The organism is Salinibaculum rarum (assembly GCF_030505615.1).
Taxonomy (GTDB): domain Archaea; phylum Halobacteriota; class Halobacteria; order Halobacteriales; family Haloarculaceae; genus Salinibaculum; species Salinibaculum rarum.
On sequence record NZ_CP129992.1, the window covers coordinates 357096 to 378258 of the forward strand.

The 21163-nt window shown below is 60.6% G+C and carries 26 protein-coding genes; 7 read left to right on the forward strand and 19 right to left on the reverse strand.

The window, feature by feature from the left end; translation table 11 throughout:
- Positions 1–146: 146 nt before the first annotated feature.
- The 12 genes from QYL91_RS02005 to QYL91_RS02060 all read right to left on the reverse strand — a co-directional run bounded on the left by QYL91_RS02005 (position 147) and on the right by QYL91_RS02060 (position 9207).
- Positions 147–671: a chemotaxis protein CheD gene (locus QYL91_RS02005; RefSeq protein WP_302081715.1), complete on the reverse strand. Its 525-nt coding sequence runs from the start codon at positions 669–671 to the stop codon at positions 147–149.
- Between the two features lie 2 nt (positions 672–673).
- Positions 674–1888 (reverse strand): chemotaxis protein CheC, encoded by a 1215-nt coding sequence (locus tag QYL91_RS02010; protein WP_302081716.1) that lies wholly within the window; start codon positions 1886–1888, stop codon positions 674–676.
- Positions 1889–1890: 2 nt separating this feature from the next.
- The gene (gene cheY / locus QYL91_RS02015; RefSeq protein ID WP_302081717.1) at positions 1891–2250 is read right to left on the reverse strand and encodes a chemotaxis protein CheY; all 360 of its coding nucleotides are present in this window, start codon (positions 2248–2250) and stop codon (positions 1891–1893) included.
- Between the two features lie 92 nt (positions 2251–2342).
- On the reverse strand, positions 2343–4421 hold the full coding sequence (locus QYL91_RS02020; RefSeq protein WP_302081718.1) for a hypothetical protein: 2079 nt from the start codon (positions 4419–4421) through the stop codon (positions 2343–2345).
- Positions 4414–4887, reverse strand: coding sequence for a hypothetical protein (locus QYL91_RS02025; RefSeq protein WP_302081719.1), 474 nt, complete (start codon positions 4885–4887; stop codon positions 4414–4416). The genes QYL91_RS02020 and QYL91_RS02025 overlap by 8 nt, the downstream gene beginning before the upstream one ends.
- A gap of 18 nt (positions 4888–4905) precedes the next feature.
- Positions 4906–5547 carry a DUF7500 family protein gene (locus tag QYL91_RS02030; protein WP_302081720.1) on the reverse strand — a complete coding sequence of 214 codons (642 nt, stop codon included), beginning with the start codon at positions 5545–5547 and terminating at the stop codon, positions 4906–4908.
- 100 nt (positions 5548–5647) lie between these two features.
- Positions 5648–6262 carry an archaellin/type IV pilin N-terminal domain-containing protein gene (locus QYL91_RS02035; RefSeq protein ID WP_302081721.1) on the reverse strand — a complete coding sequence of 205 codons (615 nt, stop codon included), beginning with the start codon at positions 6260–6262 and terminating at the stop codon, positions 5648–5650.
- Positions 6263–6488: 226 nt separating this feature from the next.
- Positions 6489–7055 (reverse strand): archaellin/type IV pilin N-terminal domain-containing protein, encoded by a 567-nt coding sequence (locus tag QYL91_RS02040; RefSeq protein ID WP_302081722.1) that lies wholly within the window; start codon positions 7053–7055, stop codon positions 6489–6491.
- Positions 7056–7080: 25 nt separating this feature from the next.
- Positions 7081–7362 (reverse strand): DUF7521 family protein, encoded by a 282-nt coding sequence (locus tag QYL91_RS02045; RefSeq protein ID WP_302082890.1) that lies wholly within the window; start codon positions 7360–7362, stop codon positions 7081–7083.
- 118 nt (positions 7363–7480) lie between these two features.
- A complete protein-coding gene (locus tag QYL91_RS02050) occupies positions 7481–7819 on the reverse strand; it encodes a winged helix-turn-helix domain-containing protein (protein WP_302081723.1) in 339 nt (112 codons plus the stop codon).
- A 162-nt stretch (positions 7820–7981) separates the two neighbouring features.
- Positions 7982–8707, reverse strand: coding sequence for an RAD55 family ATPase (locus QYL91_RS02055; RefSeq protein ID WP_302081724.1), 726 nt, complete (start codon positions 8705–8707; stop codon positions 7982–7984).
- Between the two features lie 62 nt (positions 8708–8769).
- Positions 8770–9207 carry a chemotaxis protein CheW gene (locus QYL91_RS02060; protein ID WP_302081725.1) on the reverse strand — a complete coding sequence of 146 codons (438 nt, stop codon included), beginning with the start codon at positions 9205–9207 and terminating at the stop codon, positions 8770–8772.
- A gap of 199 nt (positions 9208–9406) precedes the next feature.
- Between QYL91_RS02060 and QYL91_RS02065 the strand changes: the two genes are divergently transcribed.
- From QYL91_RS02065 to QYL91_RS02085, 5 genes are all read left to right on the forward strand, one after another.
- Positions 9407–10465, forward strand: a complete 1059-nt coding sequence (locus QYL91_RS02065) for a protein-glutamate methylesterase/protein-glutamine glutaminase (protein ID WP_302081726.1) — start codon at positions 9407–9409, stop codon at positions 10463–10465.
- Between the two features lies 1 nt (position 10466).
- Entirely contained in the window at positions 10467–12494 is a 2028-nt protein-coding gene (gene cheA / locus QYL91_RS02070) for a chemotaxis protein CheA (protein WP_302081727.1), read from the forward strand.
- Positions 12491–13300, forward strand: a complete 810-nt coding sequence (locus QYL91_RS02075) for a CheR family methyltransferase (protein WP_302081728.1) — start codon at positions 12491–12493, stop codon at positions 13298–13300. Before cheA ends, QYL91_RS02075 begins: the two co-directional genes overlap by 4 nt.
- Positions 13301–13356: 56 nt before the next feature.
- A complete protein-coding gene (locus QYL91_RS02080; RefSeq protein ID WP_302081729.1) occupies positions 13357–14595 on the forward strand; it encodes a HEAT repeat domain-containing protein in 1239 nt (412 codons plus the stop codon).
- A gap of 79 nt (positions 14596–14674) precedes the next feature.
- Positions 14675–15541, forward strand: a complete 867-nt coding sequence (locus QYL91_RS02085; protein WP_302081730.1) for a CheF family chemotaxis protein — start codon at positions 14675–14677, stop codon at positions 15539–15541.
- 15 nt (positions 15542–15556) lie between these two features.
- On the opposite strand, the gene QYL91_RS02090 is transcribed toward QYL91_RS02085, so the two are convergent.
- The 4 genes from QYL91_RS02090 to QYL91_RS02105 all read right to left on the reverse strand — a co-directional run bounded on the left by QYL91_RS02090 (position 15557) and on the right by QYL91_RS02105 (position 17802).
- Complete coding sequence (locus QYL91_RS02090; protein WP_302081731.1) at positions 15557–15937, reverse strand: CBS domain-containing protein; 381 nt, start codon at positions 15935–15937, stop codon at positions 15557–15559.
- Between the two features lie 80 nt (positions 15938–16017).
- The gene (locus QYL91_RS02095; protein ID WP_302081732.1) at positions 16018–16896 is read right to left on the reverse strand and encodes a CheF family chemotaxis protein; all 879 of its coding nucleotides are present in this window, start codon (positions 16894–16896) and stop codon (positions 16018–16020) included.
- Between the two features lie 94 nt (positions 16897–16990).
- Positions 16991–17422: a DUF7112 family protein gene (locus tag QYL91_RS02100; RefSeq protein WP_302081733.1), complete on the reverse strand. Its 432-nt coding sequence runs from the start codon at positions 17420–17422 to the stop codon at positions 16991–16993.
- Positions 17419–17802: a 30S ribosomal protein S6e gene (locus QYL91_RS02105; protein WP_302081734.1), complete on the reverse strand. Its 384-nt coding sequence runs from the start codon at positions 17800–17802 to the stop codon at positions 17419–17421. Before QYL91_RS02105 ends, QYL91_RS02100 begins: the two co-directional genes overlap by 4 nt.
- A gap of 93 nt (positions 17803–17895) precedes the next feature.
- On the opposite strand from QYL91_RS02105, the gene QYL91_RS02110 reads away from it, so the two are divergent.
- Positions 17896–18123, forward strand: coding sequence for a hypothetical protein (locus QYL91_RS02110; protein WP_302081735.1), 228 nt, complete (start codon positions 17896–17898; stop codon positions 18121–18123).
- A 13-nt stretch (positions 18124–18136) separates the two neighbouring features.
- Here the strand turns inward: QYL91_RS02110 and QYL91_RS02115 are convergent, their stop codons facing one another.
- The 3 genes from QYL91_RS02115 to QYL91_RS02125 are packed head-to-tail and all read right to left on the reverse strand — an operon-like array spanning position 18137 to position 19977.
- On the reverse strand, positions 18137–18562 hold the full coding sequence (locus tag QYL91_RS02115) for a dCTP deaminase/dUTPase family protein (protein ID WP_302081736.1): 426 nt from the start codon (positions 18560–18562) through the stop codon (positions 18137–18139).
- A 29-nt stretch (positions 18563–18591) separates the two neighbouring features.
- Positions 18592–19851: an RNA-guided endonuclease InsQ/TnpB family protein gene (locus tag QYL91_RS02120; RefSeq protein WP_302081737.1), complete on the reverse strand. Its 1260-nt coding sequence runs from the start codon at positions 19849–19851 to the stop codon at positions 18592–18594.
- Between the two features lie 3 nt (positions 19852–19854).
- A complete protein-coding gene (locus QYL91_RS02125; protein WP_259372687.1) occupies positions 19855–19977 on the reverse strand; it encodes a hypothetical protein in 123 nt (40 codons plus the stop codon).
- 254 nt (positions 19978–20231) lie between these two features.
- On the opposite strand from QYL91_RS02125, the gene QYL91_RS02130 reads away from it, so the two are divergent.
- Positions 20232–21137 carry an alpha/beta hydrolase gene (locus QYL91_RS02130; protein ID WP_302081738.1) on the forward strand — a complete coding sequence of 302 codons (906 nt, stop codon included), beginning with the start codon at positions 20232–20234 and terminating at the stop codon, positions 21135–21137.
- The last annotated feature ends 26 nt before the right edge of the window (positions 21138–21163 follow it).

The following is a 21163-nucleotide window of genomic DNA, read 5'->3' on the forward strand; positions in this document are numbered from 1 at the left end:
TTGAATACTCTGAAATATAGTGTCTGACTTTTATTTCCGAGCTATTTTCGAGAGAACAGCGTCGGACGTATCCGAGGTTCTGTCGTCGTCTGCCAGCCGTCTGACGCGAGCGCGCACAGCAGACAGTCGGCCACAGCAGCGAAAAGTTACAATCGGGTGTTCTCCGTGTTTGCGCTCTTGATAACGAGGTCGCCGGTCTTCGATTCGAATCGGAGCGACCGACCGTGGTCACCGCCGACGTCCTCGCCGACAATCGGAATTCCGTAGCTTTCGAGCGTCTCGCGCACCATCGCGATGTTCCGGTCGCCGATTCCTGACCCCGATTCGGAAAAATCGAGCATGTCGCTGCCACCGGCAATCTTGGCTTCCATGCGGCCAGTATTCGCCCCGACATCCTCCATCTTCTCGACTAAGAGTTCGGTCCCGGTGTCGGCGAACTTCGCAGCGTTTTCGTCGTCCACCTCGTCAGCAGCGGGGAGCATCACGTGGACGAGTCCGGCCACACCGGTCCCGGGGTCGTACAGCGCGAGCCCGATACACGAGCCCAGCCCGCTGGTCGTAAGCTCTGCGCCGTCCGTCGTTACTTCGTACTCCGCGATGCCGACTTTCAGCCGTTCGGGGGCGGCATCCTCTGACTGCTCCGTCTCGCTACTGCCGTCGTAGACTTTCATTGTTAGAATATCTGCTCGACGTCGGCGTCCGTCTCGTCGGCACGGTCGACGTCCAGGTCGTCGAGTGCCTGACGCAACTCTTCTTCGTTGGGCAACGCGTGAATCGAGCTCTCGAACTCGACTTCGTCGGTTTTCATCTTCGAGTCGATGATAAACGCGTGACGCTGGTGTTGTCCCAGCTGGGCCGCCAACGGGTCGATAATCGCCTGGCCCATATCGTGGACCAGTCGCGGCGGCGTGTGCTCGACGGACTGCTGGAGGACGTTTGCCCACCCGTCGACGAATCCGCTGGTCATGATATTCCCCAGCTCTTCGATGGCGCTTTTGTGCTGGTCTGTCAGTCCCTCACCCTCGCTTTCGACCGGCATCAGCGCCTCCGCGACGTTGATAGCCGACGTCTCGTCAAACAGAACCAGGAGATAGCCACTGGGGGTGCCGGTAAACTCCACCACCGTCCCGACGTACGTCTCGTTTTCGACCTGTTTCGGGACGTCCTCGATAGGCGCAAAGGAAATCTGGCTGACCTCCGCTTCCGTCGAGATACCGGACATCATCTCGACGTTCTCCGCGGCCTTTTCAGTTCCCCGCTGGGTCATCCGGTTGAACGCTTCCAGTTTCTCGATGGGAATCGCGTCTTCCGCAGTATCGGCGTGGTCGCCCATCATCTCCGTCATCGGGCCGTACTCGGGGAGCATGTAGATGTAGAAGTTCACCGGCTCCTCGGTCCACTCGATTTCGCTCCGGAAGACGAAAATCTGGTCGTTCTCGCTCGACTCCGGTGCCTCCGGGAGGACGTTCCCACCGGTCCGTTCGATGTACTCTGGCGGCGTGTGCTCGATGCTCGCACCGAGGTGGTCCGCCCAGCCGTCGATGAAACCGCTCATCATGATGTTGCCGATTTCCTCGACACTCGACTGCGCCATCGCCGGGTCATCCCCAGCGCCAGGCATCAGCGCGTTCACGATCTCGTCCGTGCTGTCCCTGTCAAAGACCAGAACAGTCTCGCCGCTGAGTGCCCCCTCGAAGCCAAACTGGACGCCGACGAACTCGCGGTCGCCGAGCTCCTCGCCGATGTCTGCGCGGTCGACAAGTGAGATTTTCGTCACGTCGACTTCAGCGTCGATACCGGTCATCTGGGACATCGACCGGGTCGCCTGTTCAGCGCCCTCGTGAGCAAGCTGATTGAAGGTCCCGAGCGACTGGACGTCTACCTTCATCGTTACGACGGGACGACGTCCTGGATTGCTTCTATCACACTCGGTTTCTGGAACGGTTTGGTGATATACCCATCAGCACCAGCCTTGACGGCCTCTTTCATTTTCTCTTCCTGCCCGACACTGGTACACATGATGACGTTCGCGTCCGGTGCGGCGCTTTTGATTTCGTCGGTCGCCTCGATGCCGTCCCGGATGGGCATCACGATGTCCATCATTACCAGGTCCGGTTGTTCTTCTTTGAATACCTCGACGGCTTCGACGCCGTTTTCCACCTCCCCAACTATCGTATGGTCTTCCTCGAGAATTTCCCGGAGGAGGTTCCGCATGAACTCGGAGTCGTCGGCTATCAGTACGTCTGCCATATCTGCTCACTTCTGAGTACCGCCAAAAGCTAAATAAATGTGTCCCGTTGATTATCGGCGCTGATACTCGATGGCGCCCCGCCTGACAGGAATTACGTCGGAACGATAGGCAGCAGTTCCGCCAGAACGCGAACGACATCCAGAACGAAGGCATTCGGATTCCCGTCCGACGGCACCCGGTAGCTGAAGTACTCGATTTTCGCGAGAAGGATAAACACGGTCGTTACACCGGCTGGCAGTGCCAATCCGACGGCGACGGCCCGAATCTCATCGTGGAGCGGCCACGACCCGACGATAACAGCCGCAACGAGTGCCGCCGCCAGACCGACCAGCGCGTGTAGTTGCATCGCCTCACCGATTGCCGGGTCGAGAAGCGTCAATGCGACCGTCATCGCGACACCGCCACCGACGACAGTCCCCAGATAGCTCCCGAAAAGCCACCGTGGGCGCTCCTCGACAGCCCGGTGGACACACGAACATCGTGCCACGCCGTAGACCAGCAGCGGCATCACCGGCAGGATATACCGGACGGTAATCTGGCTGTACAAAGGGAGTTGCGGCAGGTAAACGAGCGTGAACACGACAGCAAACCCCGCGGCCAGCAGGTCCGTCTGGCGGCGGGGGGTCGTGATACCAGCACCGACGACCCATTCTCGGGCCCGTTGGACGGCAGCGACCGGAAGCCAGAGTAGTGCTGCGGCGAGCGGAAATGACTCCAGAAGCGTGAGCTCGATTGCCTCGAAGTTGTTTACTATCGTCGGAATGCCCGGAATCTGGCCGCTCCGGACGAAGATGTGGTACAGTCGCTTGTGCTGGCCCAAAACGTCGAGACTCCCACCGACCCAGTCAGTGACGTATCCGACGAAGCTGCCAGCGAACGCGACGAGTGAGGCGAACGCCTCTAAGAACCCGCCGAACGGCGAGCCGGTGTTTCCATTGTCGCCATCTGAATTTGCGCCACCACCACTCCCGCCGTCACCTCCGCCGTCAGTGCCGTTCGCGCCACCGTCTGCCGGGGTCTGACTTCCACCGTCACCGCCACCGTCGCCCCCGCCCCCAGTCCCGTCGCCACCATCTGCTGTAAGCGACGTGTCAATACCAGAACCACGTCCATCGAGAATCCTCGGAGACTCGATTGGATTGCCGGAGATGAGCGTATTAATCGTAAAGAACGGGAGCATCGAGAGAGCAAAGACAAATCCGACGGCAGCAACGGTTCGCAGGGAGTTTTCCGGTGCCGTCACGAGGTCGACTGGGGCGAGAACGGCGAAGAGGAAGAACGCCTCGAAGGGGTGGACGGTCGTCAGCAATCCAAGCACGGCGTACGCTCCCGCACGGGCCAGCGTGCCACGGCGGTCGGTCCGCTCTCTGCTCACCGCGAAACAGTACAGGGCGATAACAGCAGCCGCAGCAGTCACAACGTGACGCTTCGGAATCGACGCCCAGAATCCGACCGGCGTGGCGGCGACCACCGCAGCGCCCGCCGCAACTCCCACTCGGTCAACGTGGAAACGGCCGACGAGGCGGTAGAGCACGACAGCGATAAGCGCCGCTGCGAGAATCGTACTCAACTGGAGTGCCACCAGCGCCAACACTCCTTCCGGCAGTGCCGTCACGGTCAGGAGATTGCCCGCAAACACACCAAGCGCGACGAGACTGCCGAGGGTCGTGAGACGGTCACGACCGGTGAATCGGCCGACCAGCATCGAAAAGGCGACCAGTCCGAGACTCCACGCGCCGGCGAGCAAGAGTTTCGGTGCAACGAGGCCGGCCCCCAGTTCGAGCAACCACAGTAGCGGGAGTGCGAGCAGGACGTGGCCGTAGTTGCGGCCGTACGCCTGCCCGTCGACGGTGACGAGTCCCGGCTGTTCACCGAGTGTCAGCGCATACGGGCTGTCGAGAATGGCAAGATGACCGTCTGCGACGTTTGCCAGCGCGTTCGCGACGGTTACCGTATCCTGGATGAAGATGCCGACGCGCCACAGCGCCCCACACCAGAGGACCGCGCCCAGAAAGAGCGCCAGACCGAGTCGGTCACCGAACACCACACGTCCAACGGCCCGGACGGCTGACCTCGCGCGGGTCCCGACAGACTCGATGCGGTCGAGCGTCGATGCTGTCGATTCGCGCTGTTCTTGTTGTGTCCCATCGCTCATTTCGTCGTCACCCACGCTGTACCGCGACTGTCCTGTTCATCACAACTGTTTCACCGGAGTAACTCTGGACGCGAACGACGAGACGTGCCCTGACGCCGTCGAGGGCGCCCTCTTTTACCACCGCATGGTCGCTAATCGGGACGCGGAGGCGCCCGTTCGACTGGACGAGTTTGTCGTTTTGCTTCCGGATGTTCAGGTCGGGGACCGTTACCTGATACAGCACTCGTGGTTGTCCCTCGACACTGGTCACGTCGATGACGAGGTCCGGAATCCGAACGTACGAGACGTTGGTCCCGAAGCGACCCTCAGTAACCCGAATCGAGTCCGCTGTCGGTTCGATGACAGTCACCGAAGCCGTTCCCTCGTCCAGCGACGGCCGTTCGGGGACCAGGTCGACACCGCCGACTGGTCCCGAGAGGAGCATCCCAACGAGGATAACGGCGACGGCAATCAGGGGAACGGAAACAGAATCCTCACTCATCATCAGCGACGGCGGGTTTCACAGTTCGACTCCATTATCTTCGTCGACAGCAGCGAGCAGGTCAGCAATAGTATCATCTGGATCTAGTCCCGTCGATTTCACGAGGTTCGTCAGACTCTTCGAGGGGTATCGGACGGGGACGTTCGACTCCATAAGAAGGATGCCAAGCACTTCCTCAACAGGGGTGTCGTTGTCGATTTGCTGGGCGTACCACAGGATGAGACTCTCGAAGATCGTGACGACATCGTTGGAGGCCATCCGGCGCTGGCTAACCGAATCGTCAAAAATGGCCGTCACGTCGAACCCGTACCGGGACCCGCCGTTTTCGAAGCTCTGCCGAAGCCACTGGTGAACCTCCTCTCGCGTGATGTCGTCACTTGGTGCCGGTTGGCGGGAGGGCTGTGTTGTATTGGATTGTGGCTGAGGCTCGGACTGTTGGTTGGGTTCCGCGTCAGGCTGTGGCTGGTTTTGAGACGATGACTGATGTGCGTTGCTCGGGGTTTGCTGGTCGCGGACGTCGGGCGAGACGACGAATCGACCCTCGTCGAGTTTAGTGACGTGCTCGTCGTCAGCGATGTCGAGTTCTTCCGGAGAGAGAATCGGACCCTCCTCTGGATCACCGCCGTTGTCCATGTCGACGTCGTCGGGCCCGTCGGACATACGCTGTACTCTGTCGTAGAGCGGTATAATTCCGTCGGCGACGTCAGACGCGGTGCTGACGCTGGTCGGTGTGATAAAAACGAAAAGCGAGAGAGGCGATTTACGGAGCGAGAACGACAGCAGACGTGCCAGTCAGCGTGTCAGGCACACTAACTCGCACTTCAGTCTCACCGCCAGCAGACGTCACAATGGTCATCGTGGCACTCTCACCGGCCTCTAGTGGTTCGAGATTAGGTGCGCTGCCTTGATTTAGATCGATTCGAACAGAGACTTGGTCCGTATCAGCGTTCAGAACTGGGTCGCTACCCGAGCCAGTTGTGAGACTCCCGTCGTCATCACGGATAGGACTCGTAGTGAATTCCGCACCACCGCTCTGATTGGTGAGAGTTTCGACACCGGATGAAGACACGTACTGGATTGTAGTATCGTTCAGGTCGATGTCACCCGATCCGGAAACTCGTTTCAGACTCATATTGATCGAAGTGACTTGACTACCAGACACGACACCAGTCACACTACCTGCGGTGGTGAGACGGTTGGTCGTCTGTTCAGCCGCTCCACTACCGGTCTGTTCTGCCGAACTCTGCAGGAAACCGGCCGTGTTAATCAGGACACCCGCGGCGATCGCGGCGACCAGAACCATCGCGATGAACACGATGAGGGTCCCGATACCGACCTGGCCCTTTTCTCGTTTGTGTGGCATTTTGATTTGCATTGTTATCTCGCCTGGGCAGTGTCTGCCGCAGACTTATTTGAAATATCGTGGTTGGACCCTAATAAGGGTAGTCCCGTGATTATCGGCTGTGAAAACGGGTATAGAGGTGTTTGGCAGCATTTCAGCATGTGAAACGGCTATTTCAGCAGTGATACTGTCCAGTAGAGATTTTCTAAAGGCAGAACCAAGGCGTTACTGTTTCGCCCCGGGGAATATCTGTGAGATGTCATAACCCGACGGTCGACCGCCCACTCAGCGACCGTGGCACCTGCAGACGATAAACGAGTTCAGTGTTCGTGACGATGGTCAACGTCACGACATCACCCGGTTCGAGTGTCGAGTCGAACGTCTCCAGGTCGATAGTGAACGTCGCGCGGTCCGTCCCCGCGTCGAGGACTGGTTCCGGACTCCCGAAGGTGGTAATGTTGAACGACGGGCCGGTCGAGTCCTGTCCGGACCAGGTGAGTGTCTCCGCACCGCGGGGGCCAATCCACTGTATCGTGGCGGCCCGGAGGTCGGTAACCCCGCTGTCCGAGGATAGTTTCACGGTGACGTTGACCCGGTCGACGGTGCCACTGGAGACTTCACCCGAGACGGAGATAATTTCGAGGCGCCCCTCAAGTTGCTGGGAGACGCCCTCGCTCGTACTGGCACTTTCACTCTGGAGGAGGCCGGCGATGTCGAAAAACACGCCCGCGGCCATCGTCGCAACCAGGATTGCGGCGATGAGGATGATGAGCGTCCCGATGCCCGACTGGGCTCGGTTCGTGCGCGCGTGTTCTAGAAAGGTCATAATCTGTCCATCGCGACCGCAGCCCTCACTCGTAGGTGACGAGACTGTACATCACAAACAGGAAGCCGAAGGTCGTAAAGCCACTGTTGACCAACAGTAGTGACTCGATGTACGATCCGTTGAAACCCAGCAAGAACGCACTAATCATCGTCGCGGCCGCGCCCGCGACAGCAAGAGAGAAGCCAATCGACAGGTGAAGCATCGCTTGGCGGTCCGTCTGAACGTACGCCCGTATTGCCATCCCAACCATTGTCAAGCCGGCGACGACGAAGACCAGCGTCGACAACGCATAGAGGAGTTCGACTATGTTGGCCACTACCGTCTTGTTACAGACACCCGCTCTTAAATCCATCCACAAGAATATCGGCCTTGATAACGACGTGAAAGTAGTGATACGCTGGCAGACAGCAACCAAATTGGTGCTACTACCCTTCTGAGAGGGTCCGCCAGGCCTTGTCGAGTTTGTTGGTCACTTCCGAGCGTTCGTCGACGTCGATTGTCAGTTCCTCGTCGTCGAACTCGACGCAGACCGCGTCGACGTTCCGACGATACACTTTGATACGCCGCCGGTCGTCCGAGAGAATGTTGTCGTGTAGCTCCAGCAGGTCGTGTTCTGTCAGCTCGTCGATTCGCCGGTAGCAGGTGGCAATCGGAATCTCCAGTTCGTCACTCAGTTCCTGGGCCGAGCGGGGCTCGTCAGTCGCATCGAGAATCTCGGCGCTGTATTTGTTCCCCAGCGTCTGGAGTAACTCCGCTGAAGCCATCAGTTATCAAATTATGTACCACCTGAACCATAAAACTACCGTGTGCTGAACCGGATTCTCACGACTGATTTTGGACTTAGCAGCCGATAGAGTTGTTTGCCAAATTTCTGGACTTGCAGAGCCCAAGACACTCGTTTTCGTTCGTTATAATCGGGCCGAGAGCTAGATTGGCGACTCTTCTTCGCTCATCATCGAGAACGCGCTGGCGTTCTGGTGGACTGTGATACCACCCTGAGAGATTTCCATCGGGAAAATGTCAGTATCGATGTTTTGCTTGCGCATTTTCGCAACCCAGACGTACCGGTTGACACCGGAATCGGTCGGCGTCTGTATCAGGAAGATGTTGCCATCGGTGAGGAAATTCTCCAGACCAATATCGGTATCAGGGAAGACAGTCCCCTGTTCGTTCGTCATCAGCGTCGTGAGATTGTTCGCCCGCAGGATGTCGGTGAACTTCAGCAGGTACGTCCGTTTCTCGCGCTCGTCGTCGAAGAACAGCTGGAACATCGTCAGCGAATCCAGCACGAGCCGTTCGTACTTGTCGTCGTCGAGGTCGTCGAGCAGTATCTCGAGTGCATCGCTGAAATCGTTCTCCCGGAGGAGCACCTGCTTGTCGTAGACCTTGATCTGACCCTCGTCGACGTACTGGTCCCAGTTCTCGAAGCCGATTGACGCCGCGGCCTCCGAGAGGTCTTGCTCGTTTTCCTCGAAGGAGAGGTAGATTCCCCGTTCGTCGAACTTCTCGACGCCGTTGTAGATGTATTGGAGTCCGAGCAGGCTCTTCCCGGCGCCCGGATTCCCGCTTATCAGCGTCGTCGAGTTCCGCACGATGCCACCGTTGAGTATGTCGTCAAGCCCGTCGATTCCGGTCTTAGTCAGTTCTATCATAGTTCGTGCTGAGAAGGTGAGTTACAAGGTGATGCGAGGGGCGCCACGTTGGTCGCGGTCATCTACGCTGACCCGTGAACGTGTGTGGGGTCGACCCAGATGACGAAGTCGCCGTCGCCGCGCTTGACGACACCGTGGATGGAATCGTCGTCTTTGGCCGGCGAGGTGTCGACATCCGCCTCGTCTATCTGGACGACCTGGTCGACTTCGTCGACGAGCCAGCCGGCAGCGCCCTGGTCTTCGACGATGTCAGGGTCGTAGACGATGATGCGCTGTTCGGCGCCCTCTTCGGCGATGTTGAAGACGACTTTCGGATTGATGATAGAGGTCGTCCGTCCACGGAGGTCCATTACGCCCTCGACGTGTGGCGGGGAGTTTGGCACCTTCGTGAGGTCGCCGACGTCGACGATTTCGGTCACGTAGTCGATGCTCACACAGTACGTCTCGTCACCGAGTTCGAACTCGAGTACCTGCCCACTCGTGGATGCTGTGGTTGACATGGTTGCACTGAAATCGGGAACGGGTCCCGGGACTGCACCGTCCGCCGTTAGTCGATGAGAACCAGTAAAGGAACTTAAATCTGCCTTCCGGACTATCACATTTGATTACGGAGGCGGTGTATTTATGCGGGACGTAACCGGAGTTCGGTATGAGAATGGAGAGGAGTCTATACCCGTGCTCACACGGGCAGGTGAGTGCGTGATGTCGGGAGTTCGACCCCGCGCAGTCGTCGCCGACGATTCGCATTTCATGCGGAGTGTCATCTCCGATATCCTCGAGGACGGCGGTATCGAGGTTGTCGGACAGGCCAAAAACGGCCGCGACGCCGTCCAGACCGTCGCCGACCTCGACCCGGACGTCGTGACGATGGACGTCGAGATGCCGGAGATGAACGGTATCGAGGCCGTCGAGCGCATCATGTCGGAGAACCCGACGCCCGTACTGATGCTCTCTGCCCACACCGACGAGAACGCCGACGTCACCTTCGAAGCCCTCGATAAGGGCGCTGTCGACTTCTTTACGAAACCCGGGGGTGAGGTGTCGATGGAGATGTCACGGCTGGAAGACCAGCTCGTCGAGATGGTCACCTCCGTCGCGGAGGTCGACGCGGGAGCCACGTCAAGTTCGACGCGTCGGACCCGGACGTCGGCCCCGTCGACGCGGACGTACGTCGAGAACCCGACGCTCGTCATCGGCTCTTCGACGGGCGGCCCGAAGATGGTCGAGCGCGTCCTCTCGGAACTCCCGCTGGAGGCGGACTTTCGGATTCTCATCGTCCAGCACATGCCAAACGGGTTCACCGACCGGTTCGCGAAACGCATCGACGCCCGGAGCGACTACGACGTGTGGGAGGCCGAGCACGGCGACCGCATCGGTGGCGGCGAAGCGCTGGTCGCGCCCGGCGGCAAGCACATGATCGTCTCGAACTACCGGAGCGGTCGGCTCAGAGTGAAACTGACCGAGGACCCGCCGGTAAACAGCGTTCGGCCCGCCGTCGACATGACGATGAACAGTGCCGCAGAGGTCATCACCGACCCGCTGTTCGGTGTCATCCTCACCGGCATGGGCGAGGACGGCGCCGCCGGCATCAAGGCCATCAAGGCCGTCGGCGGCCGGACGATTGCACAGGACGAAGAGACATCCGCTGTCTTCGGGATGCCAAAGCGTGCCATCGAGACAGGCTATGTCGACGACATACTTCCGATAGACGAGATTCCGAACGGGATTTTGAACATTGCGAAAGCAGAGGTGAACTAACATGGACGACCAGTATCTCGACGCATTCATCCGTGAGAGCGAGGAGGAGATTACGAAACTGAACAATTCGCTGCTGGATCTGGAATCCGACCCGAACGACCAGGAGGCGATGGACCAGATTTTCCGGACAGCGCACACGCTGAAGGGGAACTTCGGCGCGATGGGGTTCGAGGCAGCCTCGCATCTCGCCCACGCGATGGAGGACCTGCTCGACGAGATGCGCCAGGGCGAGATGGAGGTCACGCCCGACGTGATGGATCTTATCTTCGCCGGCGTCGACCAGATAGAGGTCATCGTCGGCGAAATCGAAGAGCACGGCGAACCCCAGACCGGAACCGACGAGATGGTCACACAGCTCCGGGCAGTCCTCGAAGAGGGCGTCGAAGTCGCCGGTGACGGGACTGCGACAGAGAGCTCAGGCGACAACAGTGGGAGCGACTCGTCAGGTGGCAGTTCCAGTGTCGGACTCGACGAGGTCGACATCGACCTCGACGACGTCGAGGACAAGGTCGTCCACGTAGAGGTCGACGTCGGCGAGACCGACATGCCGGGCGTGGACGCCATGTTCGCCATGGAGGGTATCGAGGAGCTGTTCGACATCCTCGATAGCAACCCCACTCGAGCGGACATCGAGGACGGCGACTACGACGAGACGTTCGGCCTCTTCATCGACGCCGACGACCTCGGGCGGGTGGACGCGGAGATGGACTCCGTCGGGAAAGTAGAGACGGCGACGGTCACGGACGTAACCGACGAAATCCAGGACAGCGGAGCGTCGTCCGACGCTGACACAACCAGTGGAGCCGACAGTGGCACCAGCAGCGACGGGGAGAGTGACCACTCCGTCGACGAAATCAAGTCCGTTCGGGTCGACGTCGACCAGCTCGACGACTTGCACGGACTGGTCGAGCAACTGGTCACGAGCCGCATCAAGCTCCGGCGGGCCGTCGAAAAGGACGACCTCGATTCGGCTGGTGAGACGCTCAACGAACTGGACAAGATTACCGCGAACCTCCAGAACACCGTCATGGACATGCGTCTCATCCCGCTGAAGAAGGTCGTCGGGAAGTTCCCCCGGATGGTGCGGGACCTCTCGCGGGAACTGGGCAAGGAGGTCAACTTCGAAATCGAGGGCGAGGACATCGAACTCGACCGGACCATCCTGACGGAGATTTCCGACCCGCTGATGCACATCATCCGGAACTCGCTTGACCACGGCGTCGAGCCACCGGAAGAACGTGAGCAAAAGGGCAAGCCCCGCGAGGGGCAGGTAACGTTGCGCGCGTCCCGCGAGCGCGACCACGTCATCATCCAGGTCGTCGACGACGGGGCCGGCCTGGACGTCGAGGGAATCAGAGAGAAGGCAATCGAGAAAGACGTGCGTTCCCCCGAGGAGTTGGAGACGATGGACGACTCCGCCATCTACGACCTCGTCTTCCACCCGGGCTTTTCGACGGCCGACGAGGTGACAGACACCAGCGGCCGCGGGGTCGGGATGGACGTCGTCCACGACACCGTCACGCAACTCGATGGCTCGGTCGACGTGGATTCGACGCCGGGCGAGGGGACGACGGTGTCGCTTCGGCTCCCGGTGACGATGGCCATCGTCAAGGTCCTGTTCGTCGAGGTGGGCGACGAGGAGTACGGCATCCCCATCAAGAACGTCGACGAGATTACCCGGACCGACGACATGAAGAAGATAAACAACCAGGAAGTCATCAAACACAACGGCGAAATCTACCCGGTCATCGACCTCGGTGAGGCGTTCAACGTCCCCGGCCGGGCGACAGCCACCGACGGCGGCGAGGGTACCGAACTCGAAGAGGTCGAAGACGCCGGCGGCGGGATGCTCGTTCGCATCCGCGAGTCCGAGCGACAGGTCGCGCTGAAGTGCGATTCGGTCAACGCCCAGGAAGAGGTGGTGGTGAAACCACTCGAAGGGATACTCAGCGGCACGCCCGGCCTCTCCGGGACCGCGGTGCTTGGCGACGGGAACATCGTCCACATCCTCGACGTGGTGACACTATGAGTCGGCAAGAGGACCGCGCGTTCACGGACCTCCTCGACTTTGTCGAGTCGAACATGGACTTCGAGACGGGGTTTTACAACGACGCCTACCTCGACCGCCGTATCACCGCCCGGATGCGCCGGACAGACGTCGACGACTACCGGTCGTACAAGCGCCTCCTCGAAGGTGACGACGACGAACAGGAGGCGCTGCTCGACTCCCTGTCTATCAACGTCACCGGGTTCTTCCGCAACCCGGAGGCCTGGGAGAAGTTACGACTGGTGTTGCGCGAGTTGACCGACAACAACCGCCGGGTTCGCATCTGGTCGGCACCGGCCGCCGACGGCCGCGAACCGTACTCGATTGCGATGCTCGCGATGGACGACGACGAGATTACCGACCGGCGAATAGAGATTACCGGGACGGACATCAATCTGGACATCCTCGAAGAGGCACGAAAGGGCGTCTACGAGACGTCTCAGACGACAGATATTGCCGAGGAACTGGCACCGCTTGATGACTACTCGAAGTACATCGACCAGGACGGCGACCAGTTTTCGGTGCGTGACACGGTCAAAGAGAAGGTCACCTTCGAGCAACACGACCTGATTCGGGGCGACCCAAAGCGGGACTTCGACCTCGTGCTCTGTCGGAACCTGCTCATCTACATCGACGCCGAGTACAAGACCCCGATTTTCCGGACGATTCGGGGCTCTCTGCGCGACGGTGGCTATCTGATGATCGGGATGACCGAGACGCTGCCCGCGGACTGTCGGGACAGTTTCGACCCGGTGTACAAACAACAGCGCATCTACCAGCGCAGCTGAGTCGCGGGGGTGAGGTGACCGACGGGCATAATTGCCCACCGGTCGTACGGTGGATAATGTCTCTCTACGAGTACGAGCGCTCGGGGAACGCTCAGAAGCTCATCGGTCTTCTCAAGCGCTCGGACAACGCGGAGGTACGCCGCCGCGCTGCGGAAGCGCTTGGTCGGCTCGAGGACCACGACGACCGCGACGACATCATCAACGCGCTCGTGCAGGTCGCAAGCGAGAACGACACCGACGGCGTCGTCGCTGCCGCCATCGACGCACTCGACGAGCAAGGACAGGACGCACTCGAGAAACTGATTGCGACGATGGCGAACGTCGACCTCGATGCAAACGCCGCAGACTGGGTGAAGGCAAAGGCCTTCGTCCGCGCACTCGACGCGGAGATTCCCGAACTCCGGATGGCCGCGGCCAACGCACTGGGTGAACTCGACGAGTCCGACGCTGTCCCACAACTCACGGAGGCGTTCGACGACAGCGACCCGCGGGTGCGTGCCCGCGCGGCGCGTGCGACCGGCAAGATTACCGACCCGCGCGCGACCAACCCACTGGAGTCACTGCTCACCGACCCGAAAGCGGGCGTGCGCCGGGAAGCCGCCGAAGCGCTCGGCCGCATCAGCAACCGGCAGGCCCTGCAGGCGCTGCTCTCGCTGTACGACGACGACGACGAGCGCGTGCGCCGTATCGCCGTCTCCGCGTTTGGGAACTTCGACAACGACCGGCCGGTCGACCCGCTCATCAACGCGCTCGGCGACGAGGCCGCGGCCGTTCGCCGGACGGCCGTCTTCTCGCTTATCGAACTGCTCTCGAACGTGCCAACCGAGAAGAGCCACCAGATTCGCGAGACGGTCGTCGAGCAGTTGTCCGACACCGACGACGCCACCGTCGTCGACCCGCTGGTCGAAATCCTCCAGGAGAGTTCACAGGCGGCCCAGCGGCGCAACACCGCGTGGTTGCTCGGACGGGTGATGGACGACCAGCAAAACCACGACGCAATCGACGCACTCGTCGATGCGCTGGCAGACGGCGGCCAGATGACCCAGCAGTTCGCCGCGACGAGTCTCGCCGAAATCGGTGGCAACCACGTCGAGCGGAAACTGCTCGAAATCGCCGAAGACTCCGACGCGGAGAGCAACGCCCGGGGCCACGCCGTGTTCACGCTGGGCAAGGTCGGCGACGAGGAGACCGGCCAGCGACTGGAGAAACTCCTCGACGACACCGAGGACGAACAGGTCCGAAAGAAAGCCTTCTCGGCGCTGTCGAAACTCGGCGGCCACAACGCGAGTCCGTGACAGGGCACAGACGGCGGTCAGATAGCCGAATTGTTAATACCGGGGCGACTCCAACGGTAGCACAGTACTGGTCAGAGAGATGAGTGAGGGAGAACAGAAACTCGCAGACCAGCGGGGCAAGTTCGCGCAGGTCGTCAAGGACGGGCGGAAAGTCCCGGACGTCGAGTGGATTGGTGGCCGGATTCTCCTCTCGACCAAGCGTATCGTCCTCGTGAGCAACGAGGGCAAGCGCACCATTCCGCTGTCGAAGATTCGGAGTATCAAGGGCCGCCAGAACGCAAACCAGCCACTCGCGCAGGTGTCGAGTTACATCTCCCTGCAGATGGGCGGTGACGTGACGCTGCTCTCGCCGAAAGACCACGAAGAGTTCGAGCAGACGCTCTACCGGGCGATTCTCGACCAGCAGGTGATTCTCGCCAAACACCCCGCCGTCGAGGGCGGAGTCGTCCAGGACACGGGCTGGGAGAAGGGCCGGCTGAAAATCGACGACGGCGAGGTGAACCTGGCAATCGCGACGGGACAGTTCGTCGAAATCGAAATCGACGACGTGGGGACCGTCGAGCAAAACGAAGCGACGATCAAGGGCGACGAGCGGCCGCTCATCGAAGTCGAGCACACCGACAAGGAGGGGACGGCCGTCGAGACGCACATCTCGGGAACTCCACAGCACGTGATGGTGCTTGCGTCGTTGCTCCGGAAAGGCGAGCAGAAAAACACCACGGACGCGGAGCTTTCCGACCGGGAGAGCGAAGTGTTGATGGCGCTTTACTCCGGGGTGTCGCCGTTCCAGATTCCGGAGTTTGTCGGGATGGACGTCGACACCGTCGAGGACATCTTCGACGACCTCGTCGAACAGGGGATTCTCGAGGAGCAACGGACGCGGCGGGAAGTCCAGTTGAAAGCGCGGGGCCGACACATCGCGAGTGAAGCGATGGACGAAGCGTAGCGAGCGGTCGACCGCTCAGGCGAGTTCAGTCGTGATGTCAGTAGAGGTGACCATCCCGACGTAGTCGCCGTGTTCGTCGATGACCGGGAGGTGTTTGATGCCGAAGTTGGTCATCATCGACGCGACTTCGGTCAACTCGAGTGTCTTCGTGACCCGTTCGACCGGCGCCGTCATGACCTCCTCGACGCGAACGTCCCCGGGGGACCCCTCTTCGGCGACGACGTCGACGACGTCGGTCGTCGTGATAATCCCCGACGAACTTCCCGGAATGAATAGTCCGTTGATGTTGTTTTCGCGCATCTTCTGTGCCGCTTCCGTGATACTCGCGTCGGACGAGATAGTCTCCAGTGGCGTCGACATGACGTCCGCAACGCGGACTGTGGTATCAGTACCCATGAGACGACAAACGATGTCCACCGGCTTTGTCTTTTCTCTCTCGGCCCAACCCACACGGTGGGCCTGTCCCAGCCTGTGACTCACGCGTTGACGTCTTCGAGGTGGTTGCTGACGACGACCCGCCCTTTCGGGGTGAGTTTCGTCCCGTCTCTGGCGTCGACGACGAGTCCGTCGTCTTCGAGTTGGTTGAGCAACATCGTCACCTGTGAGGAGTCCTTGCCGACGACGTTCGCAAGCGAGAGCCCTTCCTGACCGGCGCCCGAGTACAGCGCGACGAGAATTTCCTTTTTGTCTCCGGAGAGTTCCACGTCGCGAAGTTCCGACATCAACTCGGAGTACTCGAGTCGGAGATAGCGGCCGAGAATCGACATCTTTCGTGGCGATTCGGTGGCCGCCATCGTCATCGTCGACTGGCCCTTGTACATGTGCCGGACCTCGATGACCGGGCGTTTGGCACCGCCGATTTTACGCGAGGAGCGTTCGAAGCCGGTAATCGTCGACAGCCCGATGTCGATGGTCTCGGCGCTGCTCTTGAACCGGACGGTGCGTGGCTGCAAGAAGAGTTTGGCGGGTTTGTACTCGGCATCGGTGACCCGCCCACCGAGCCGTGCCGGGTGCTTGATGGTCATGTCCGTGCCGTTCAGGACGGCCTTGAACAGGACCGTCGAGAACTTGTCTATCTTCTCCTCGCCGGCCTCGACGGCGGCGACGTGACGATTGCCGTTGTGCTCGAAGGCGATGGTCACCGTCGCGTCGAAAAAGTCACCCAGGTCTTCGGGCACCTGCCCGACGGCGATGTCGAAAATCGACGTGAGCGGAATCGTCGCTCTCTCCTCGTCGTTGGCCGCGAGAACGAGTCGCTTCTGGCTCAACAGCACCCGCCCTTTCACGGGTTCACCCCTGGCCGTGCTCTCGGAGTTGAATTTCGCGACGAAATCGGCAATCACTGATTCCGACATGGGGTGGCGTTACTGTCCCGTAGAAGTGGACGGATATTGAGCGTTTCGTGCCAGTATCAGTTGAGAAAATGACACGGACGGACTGAGACGGGACTCACTCGCCGAGATCCCGGGCGATGTCTGCCAACGACGACGATGGCGGGTCGAGCGCCTCGTAGACGACGCGCTCGCCCGTCTGGCGGAGACCGAACTGGTAGCCTGCGGTCACCACGTCTATTTCCAGTGGGTCACCGACCGACAGGCCGGCGTCGTCGACCCACGTCTGGAGGTGGTTCTCGCCTTCGCCGCCGGTCCGGGCAGCCTGCGCGTCGAAAAACGCACCACGAACCTCGTGACCACCGTCAAGCGAGTCGGTCACCTGCGCGTGGTACGTGTCACCACCAAACGAGAGGCGTATCACGTCTCCCACAGTCACGTCGAGGGCGTCGGGCAGTGGGATTCGCGGGCGGCCGGTTCGGCCGACCTGCTTGCGATGGGTCCGATGGCTGGGGACCGCTTCGTGGTCAGAGGGAACGCGGTCGCTCACTCCTCGGTGAGCAGGTCCGCGACCGAGTCGTCACCGCTTTCGGTGATTTTGGCGTTGATCTGGCGCGTGTTGTCGCTGATTTCGCGCCCGCGGACGGTCACACGCTTTCGCTCGCCGTCGGTCTGGGGCTTGTAGCCGGTGCCGCCCGTGAGCAGGACGTTCTTGAGGTCCGGGCCGAGCACGTCTTCGCGCATCGGTCGCCCGGCGTCGTCCGAGCCACCGGTGATTTCGAGGGTGTACCCCGAGAGTCCGACGGCGCTGCCGTCGACGTCTTCGCCGATTTCCTTGCCGATAAAGCGGTTTGCGTCCTGGTCCGAGGCATCTACCTGGTAGGTCATGCCGTCCTCCGGGTTGGAGACGGCGACGGTGAATTCTGCCATTGTCCACCTGAAACCGGTCTGGCCTAAAAAGCCCACCTGTTTCCACTCGCCGTGACCCCAACGCCTATTGACCGGGGTGGCACACTCATCCGCATGCACGATGCCCTCCACGCCCCACCCTGGGGTAACCTCTGGCGCCACCTCGTCACGACGTACCTGTTCTTTCTGGCTATCGGCTTCACCGCCGCGATGCTGACTGATTTCGACGGGTCCACAGGCTGGCAGTGGAGCGGCGGACTGTTGGTGATAGCCGCCGTCGCCTACGTCCTCGCGGCCGTCGTCGTCTGGTCGGACATCCCCTGGCCCGGCGACCCCGAATAGAGACAAAAAAAACTCACACCGACTCGGCCGCCACTATCGTCGACACACGCGCGTTCTCTTTGAGTCGGATACCCGCCCCACCGACGGAAAGTGGAACGCGGGGCAGTTCAGTGACTGTAAGCGTCGGGTGGAACGCACCCCGAGCGAGCAGTTCGTCCCGAGTCTGGAGCGTGAACGTCATCGCTGTCTCCGGGACGAACTCGTTGTATTCGAGGAGATACTGCCCGGCGTCGAGGTGCCACCACTCGTAGTCGTCGTCCGGGTTCCGTTTCTCACCCGGGACCGGCATCGTCTCGGCCGGTTCGAGTTCGCCGCCACCGAAATCGACCCGTCCAGGCTCGGCTATCTCGGACACCTCGGCGACGGTCAAATCGAGGCCCCGCCCCTCGGTCTGTGTCGGTTCGTGGACGATACCCTCGACGAACTGGGTGTAGTCCATGTGTGGCCATCCGACAGCCAGCGAGTGAACTACCCCACCCTGCTCGCGCTGACGCGCTCGCTGAGGGTGGGGCTTCCTGCTTCCACGACGCGCTTTGCAGGAACCGGGGAGGTACCCACAGGGAGCGCAGTCTCCACAGGCGTTTCTTCGGAGTGACCCACTCCTAGTTTGGAAAGTCCGAGAGAAAGGATATTCCACGCTGCGTTTGCGTCTCTGTCCGCCTCGAAACCACAGGCTGGACAGGAGTGTTCACGCACCCACAGCGGTTTGTCGGTTTCGACGCCACACTGAGCGCACTCTTTGGTGGTGCCGTCGGGTTCAACTTCCACGAAGTGCGTGCCTTCCCGCTCGCACTTCGTTTCGAGCATATCGGTGAATGTGTTCCACGCCGCCGACGCCGTGTTGCGGCTGTTACCCGGCGATTCCAGCATGGCTTTCACGTTGAGGTCTTCGACGGCGACCAGTTCGTACTCTCGGGCGTAGTATGCCGAGAGTTTGTGCAGGAAATCACGCCGCTTGCGCTTAATGTCGAGATGACACTCTGCTACCGTCTGTCGTTGCTTCTCCCAGTTGTTCGACTCGTACTCTTTGCGCGAGAACTTCCGTTGCTCTCGTTCGAGCCTGTCGCGTTCTTCCGAGAGGTGGAGTGATTCGACTGCCGTCCCGTCAGTATCATGGGCATACTTCAGAATGCCCACGTCGATGCCGACCATCTCCTCGGCGTCGATCTCCTCCAGCGGTGGCTTCGCTGGCGGTTCTGTGTCCATCTCGATGCCGAAGATGGCGAACCACTCGCCAGTTTTCTCTTTTTTGAGCGTGACTTCTTTGACGGTGGCGTCCTCGGGCAGCGGTCGGTGCAGTTCGATGGGAATGTCTGCGAGTTTCGACAGCGACAACACGGTCTGGCCACCCTTCTTGTCGAGTTCGAAGCCAGACTGGTTGTAGGTGAAACTGCGAAACTCGCGTGGTGATTTCCATCGGAGTTCACCAACCTTGTAGCCCTGTTCTTTGAGTTTCCCGAGTGCGTTGATATTCTTCGCAATCCGCATGACGGTGGGCTGAAGCACTTTCGAGTAGATGTCGGTGAGTGCGTCCCACCAGTCTTTGAGGTCGGGAAGCTCGTCACGGATTTTCCGGACACGCTGTTTGACGGTGCCCTCGTCTTCGGGAATCTGGTTGAAGCGGTACAGGGCGTGGTTATAGAGTTGGCGACAGGTATCGCGGTGGTAGTCCAGCGTCTCACGCTGGCTTTCGGTCGGCCTGAGGCGATACCTGTAGTTGTAGTTCATAGGCTATGAGTCGCGTTCTTCGATAAGTTCATCCAGTTGTTCTTGGACGAACGAGGATAGATTCAGGTGGTTTTCCTGAATCCATTCTTCTTGGTCTTCTCGGATGGTGATTGTCTTCCGTTTCACCGTATGCATACTATACGTTTGATGCTTAATGTATGCTTGGATTACGTGCGCCTGTGGGCCGGGAATAGAACAATGTATGGAAGACGATGACGGCGCTGTATCCCCTCCCTACTGCGCTCCTTGTCCGCTGGCGCGGACTGCGGTGCTCCTTGAGGGAGGGGGCTTAGCGCCTGAAATTAGCTAAAACGTGGGGCGCGCGAAAGAGCGTGAGAGTTACCCCCACGATATTTGCGACTGGCACGAGAGGACCGCCCATGGAACTCACCCAGCGAGCTGTCACAACCCCTGACGGCGCGACACTCAACGTCTGGGAGCGGGCCCCAGACGACGCAACCGAGGCGGTCCTGTTCGTTCACGGCATCATCACGAACGCTCGCGGACTCTTTGTCACGCCCGTCGCAGACGACACCTCCTACTCGTGGGTCCACGGCGCGTCCGACCACGGGCGGGCGGCCTTTGCGATGGACCAGCGGGGCTACGGCGACAGCGACCCCCTCCCGGAGATGGACGAGCCACCGGAAGCCAACGGCCCGCCAAACCGCGCCGCAGACGCCGCAAGCGACATCGGAACGGTCGTCGACTGGCTCCGCGAGGACTTCGACACCGTCCATCTGGTCGGCGTCTCCTGGGGGTCACACACGACGGGGCACTATCTCGCACGCGCGGGCGCGTACGTCGACTCACTGGTCCACTGTGCGCCGGTGTACGAACCGGCCTACGACTTCCAGACTGCACTCGGGGCGCTCGGTATCGACGACTACGACGTGGGCTGGTTCGAACAGGACCGCGAGACGGTGCGTGCGCGTTCGGACCACCCCGAACACGTCTTCGACGCCATCTGGCGCTCACAGGTCGAATCGACGCAGGGCATCGACGAGGACCGGTTCAAAGTGCAAGCGGGTGGCATCGCCGACTGGGCAGACTCGACGGCGGGCGACCCGGTCTGGAACCCCGCGGATATCGACGTGCCGACGATGGTCTTCTACGGCAGCGACGACGAGATTGCCGACCGCCAGGGGTCGCTTGCGTGTTTCGACCGGCTCACCCACCCCGACAGCGAGTACGTCGAACTGGCCGGCGTCGACCACTACATGATGCACGGCCGGCGCCGACAGGAGGTGTTCGAGGTGACCAGCGATTTCCAGGACCGGGTGGCGTAGGCTCAGCACGCCGCAGGGAAGGGGAC

Excerpts from the sequence above, each read along its gene's own strand:
- QYL91_RS02115 (WP_302081736.1), bottom strand. The coding sequence starts at position 18,562 with ATGGACTACACCCAGTTCGTCGAGGGTATCGTCCACGAACCGACACAG.
- cheA (WP_302081727.1), top strand. The coding sequence starts at position 10,467 with ATGGACGACCAGTATCTCGACGCATTCATCCGTGAGAGCGAGGAGGAG.
- QYL91_RS02040 (WP_302081722.1), bottom strand. The coding sequence starts at position 7,055 with ATGACCTTTCTAGAACACGCGCGCACGAACCGAGCCCAGTCGGGCATC.
- QYL91_RS02060 (WP_302081725.1), bottom strand. The coding sequence starts at position 9,207 with ATGTCAACCACAGCATCCACGAGTGGGCAGGTACTCGAGTTCGAACTC.
- QYL91_RS02005 (WP_302081715.1), bottom strand. The coding sequence starts at position 671 with ATGAAAGTCTACGACGGCAGTAGCGAGACGGAGCAGTCAGAGGATGCC.
- QYL91_RS02130 (WP_302081738.1), top strand. The coding sequence starts at position 20,232 with ATGGAACTCACCCAGCGAGCTGTCACAACCCCTGACGGCGCGACACTC.
- cheY (WP_302081717.1), bottom strand. The coding sequence starts at position 2,250 with ATGGCAGACGTACTGATAGCCGACGACTCCGAGTTCATGCGGAACCTC.
- QYL91_RS02075 (WP_302081728.1), top strand. The coding sequence starts at position 12,491 with ATGAGTCGGCAAGAGGACCGCGCGTTCACGGACCTCCTCGACTTTGTC.
- QYL91_RS02090 (WP_302081731.1), bottom strand. The coding sequence starts at position 15,937 with ATGGGTACTGATACCACAGTCCGCGTTGCGGACGTCATGTCGACGCCA.
- QYL91_RS02035 (WP_302081721.1), bottom strand. The coding sequence starts at position 6,262 with ATGCAAATCAAAATGCCACACAAACGAGAAAAGGGCCAGGTCGGTATC.
- QYL91_RS02010 (WP_302081716.1), bottom strand. The coding sequence starts at position 1,888 with ATGAAGGTAGACGTCCAGTCGCTCGGGACCTTCAATCAGCTTGCTCAC.
- QYL91_RS02085 (WP_302081730.1), top strand. The coding sequence starts at position 14,675 with ATGAGTGAGGGAGAACAGAAACTCGCAGACCAGCGGGGCAAGTTCGCG.
- QYL91_RS02105 (WP_302081734.1), bottom strand. The coding sequence starts at position 17,802 with ATGGCAGAATTCACCGTCGCCGTCTCCAACCCGGAGGACGGCATGACC.
- QYL91_RS02055 (WP_302081724.1), bottom strand. The coding sequence starts at position 8,707 with ATGATAGAACTGACTAAGACCGGAATCGACGGGCTTGACGACATACTC.
- QYL91_RS02110 (WP_302081735.1), top strand. The coding sequence starts at position 17,896 with ATGCACGATGCCCTCCACGCCCCACCCTGGGGTAACCTCTGGCGCCAC.
- QYL91_RS02030 (WP_302081720.1), bottom strand. The coding sequence starts at position 5,547 with ATGTCCGACGGGCCCGACGACGTCGACATGGACAACGGCGGTGATCCA.
- QYL91_RS02095 (WP_302081732.1), bottom strand. The coding sequence starts at position 16,896 with ATGTCGGAATCAGTGATTGCCGATTTCGTCGCGAAATTCAACTCCGAG.
- QYL91_RS02120 (WP_302081737.1), bottom strand. The coding sequence starts at position 19,851 with ATGAACTACAACTACAGGTATCGCCTCAGGCCGACCGAAAGCCAGCGT.
- QYL91_RS02025 (WP_302081719.1), bottom strand. The coding sequence starts at position 4,887 with ATGAGTGAGGATTCTGTTTCCGTTCCCCTGATTGCCGTCGCCGTTATC.
- QYL91_RS02050 (WP_302081723.1), bottom strand. The coding sequence starts at position 7,819 with ATGGCTTCAGCGGAGTTACTCCAGACGCTGGGGAACAAATACAGCGCC.
- QYL91_RS02080 (WP_302081729.1), top strand. The coding sequence starts at position 13,357 with ATGTCTCTCTACGAGTACGAGCGCTCGGGGAACGCTCAGAAGCTCATC.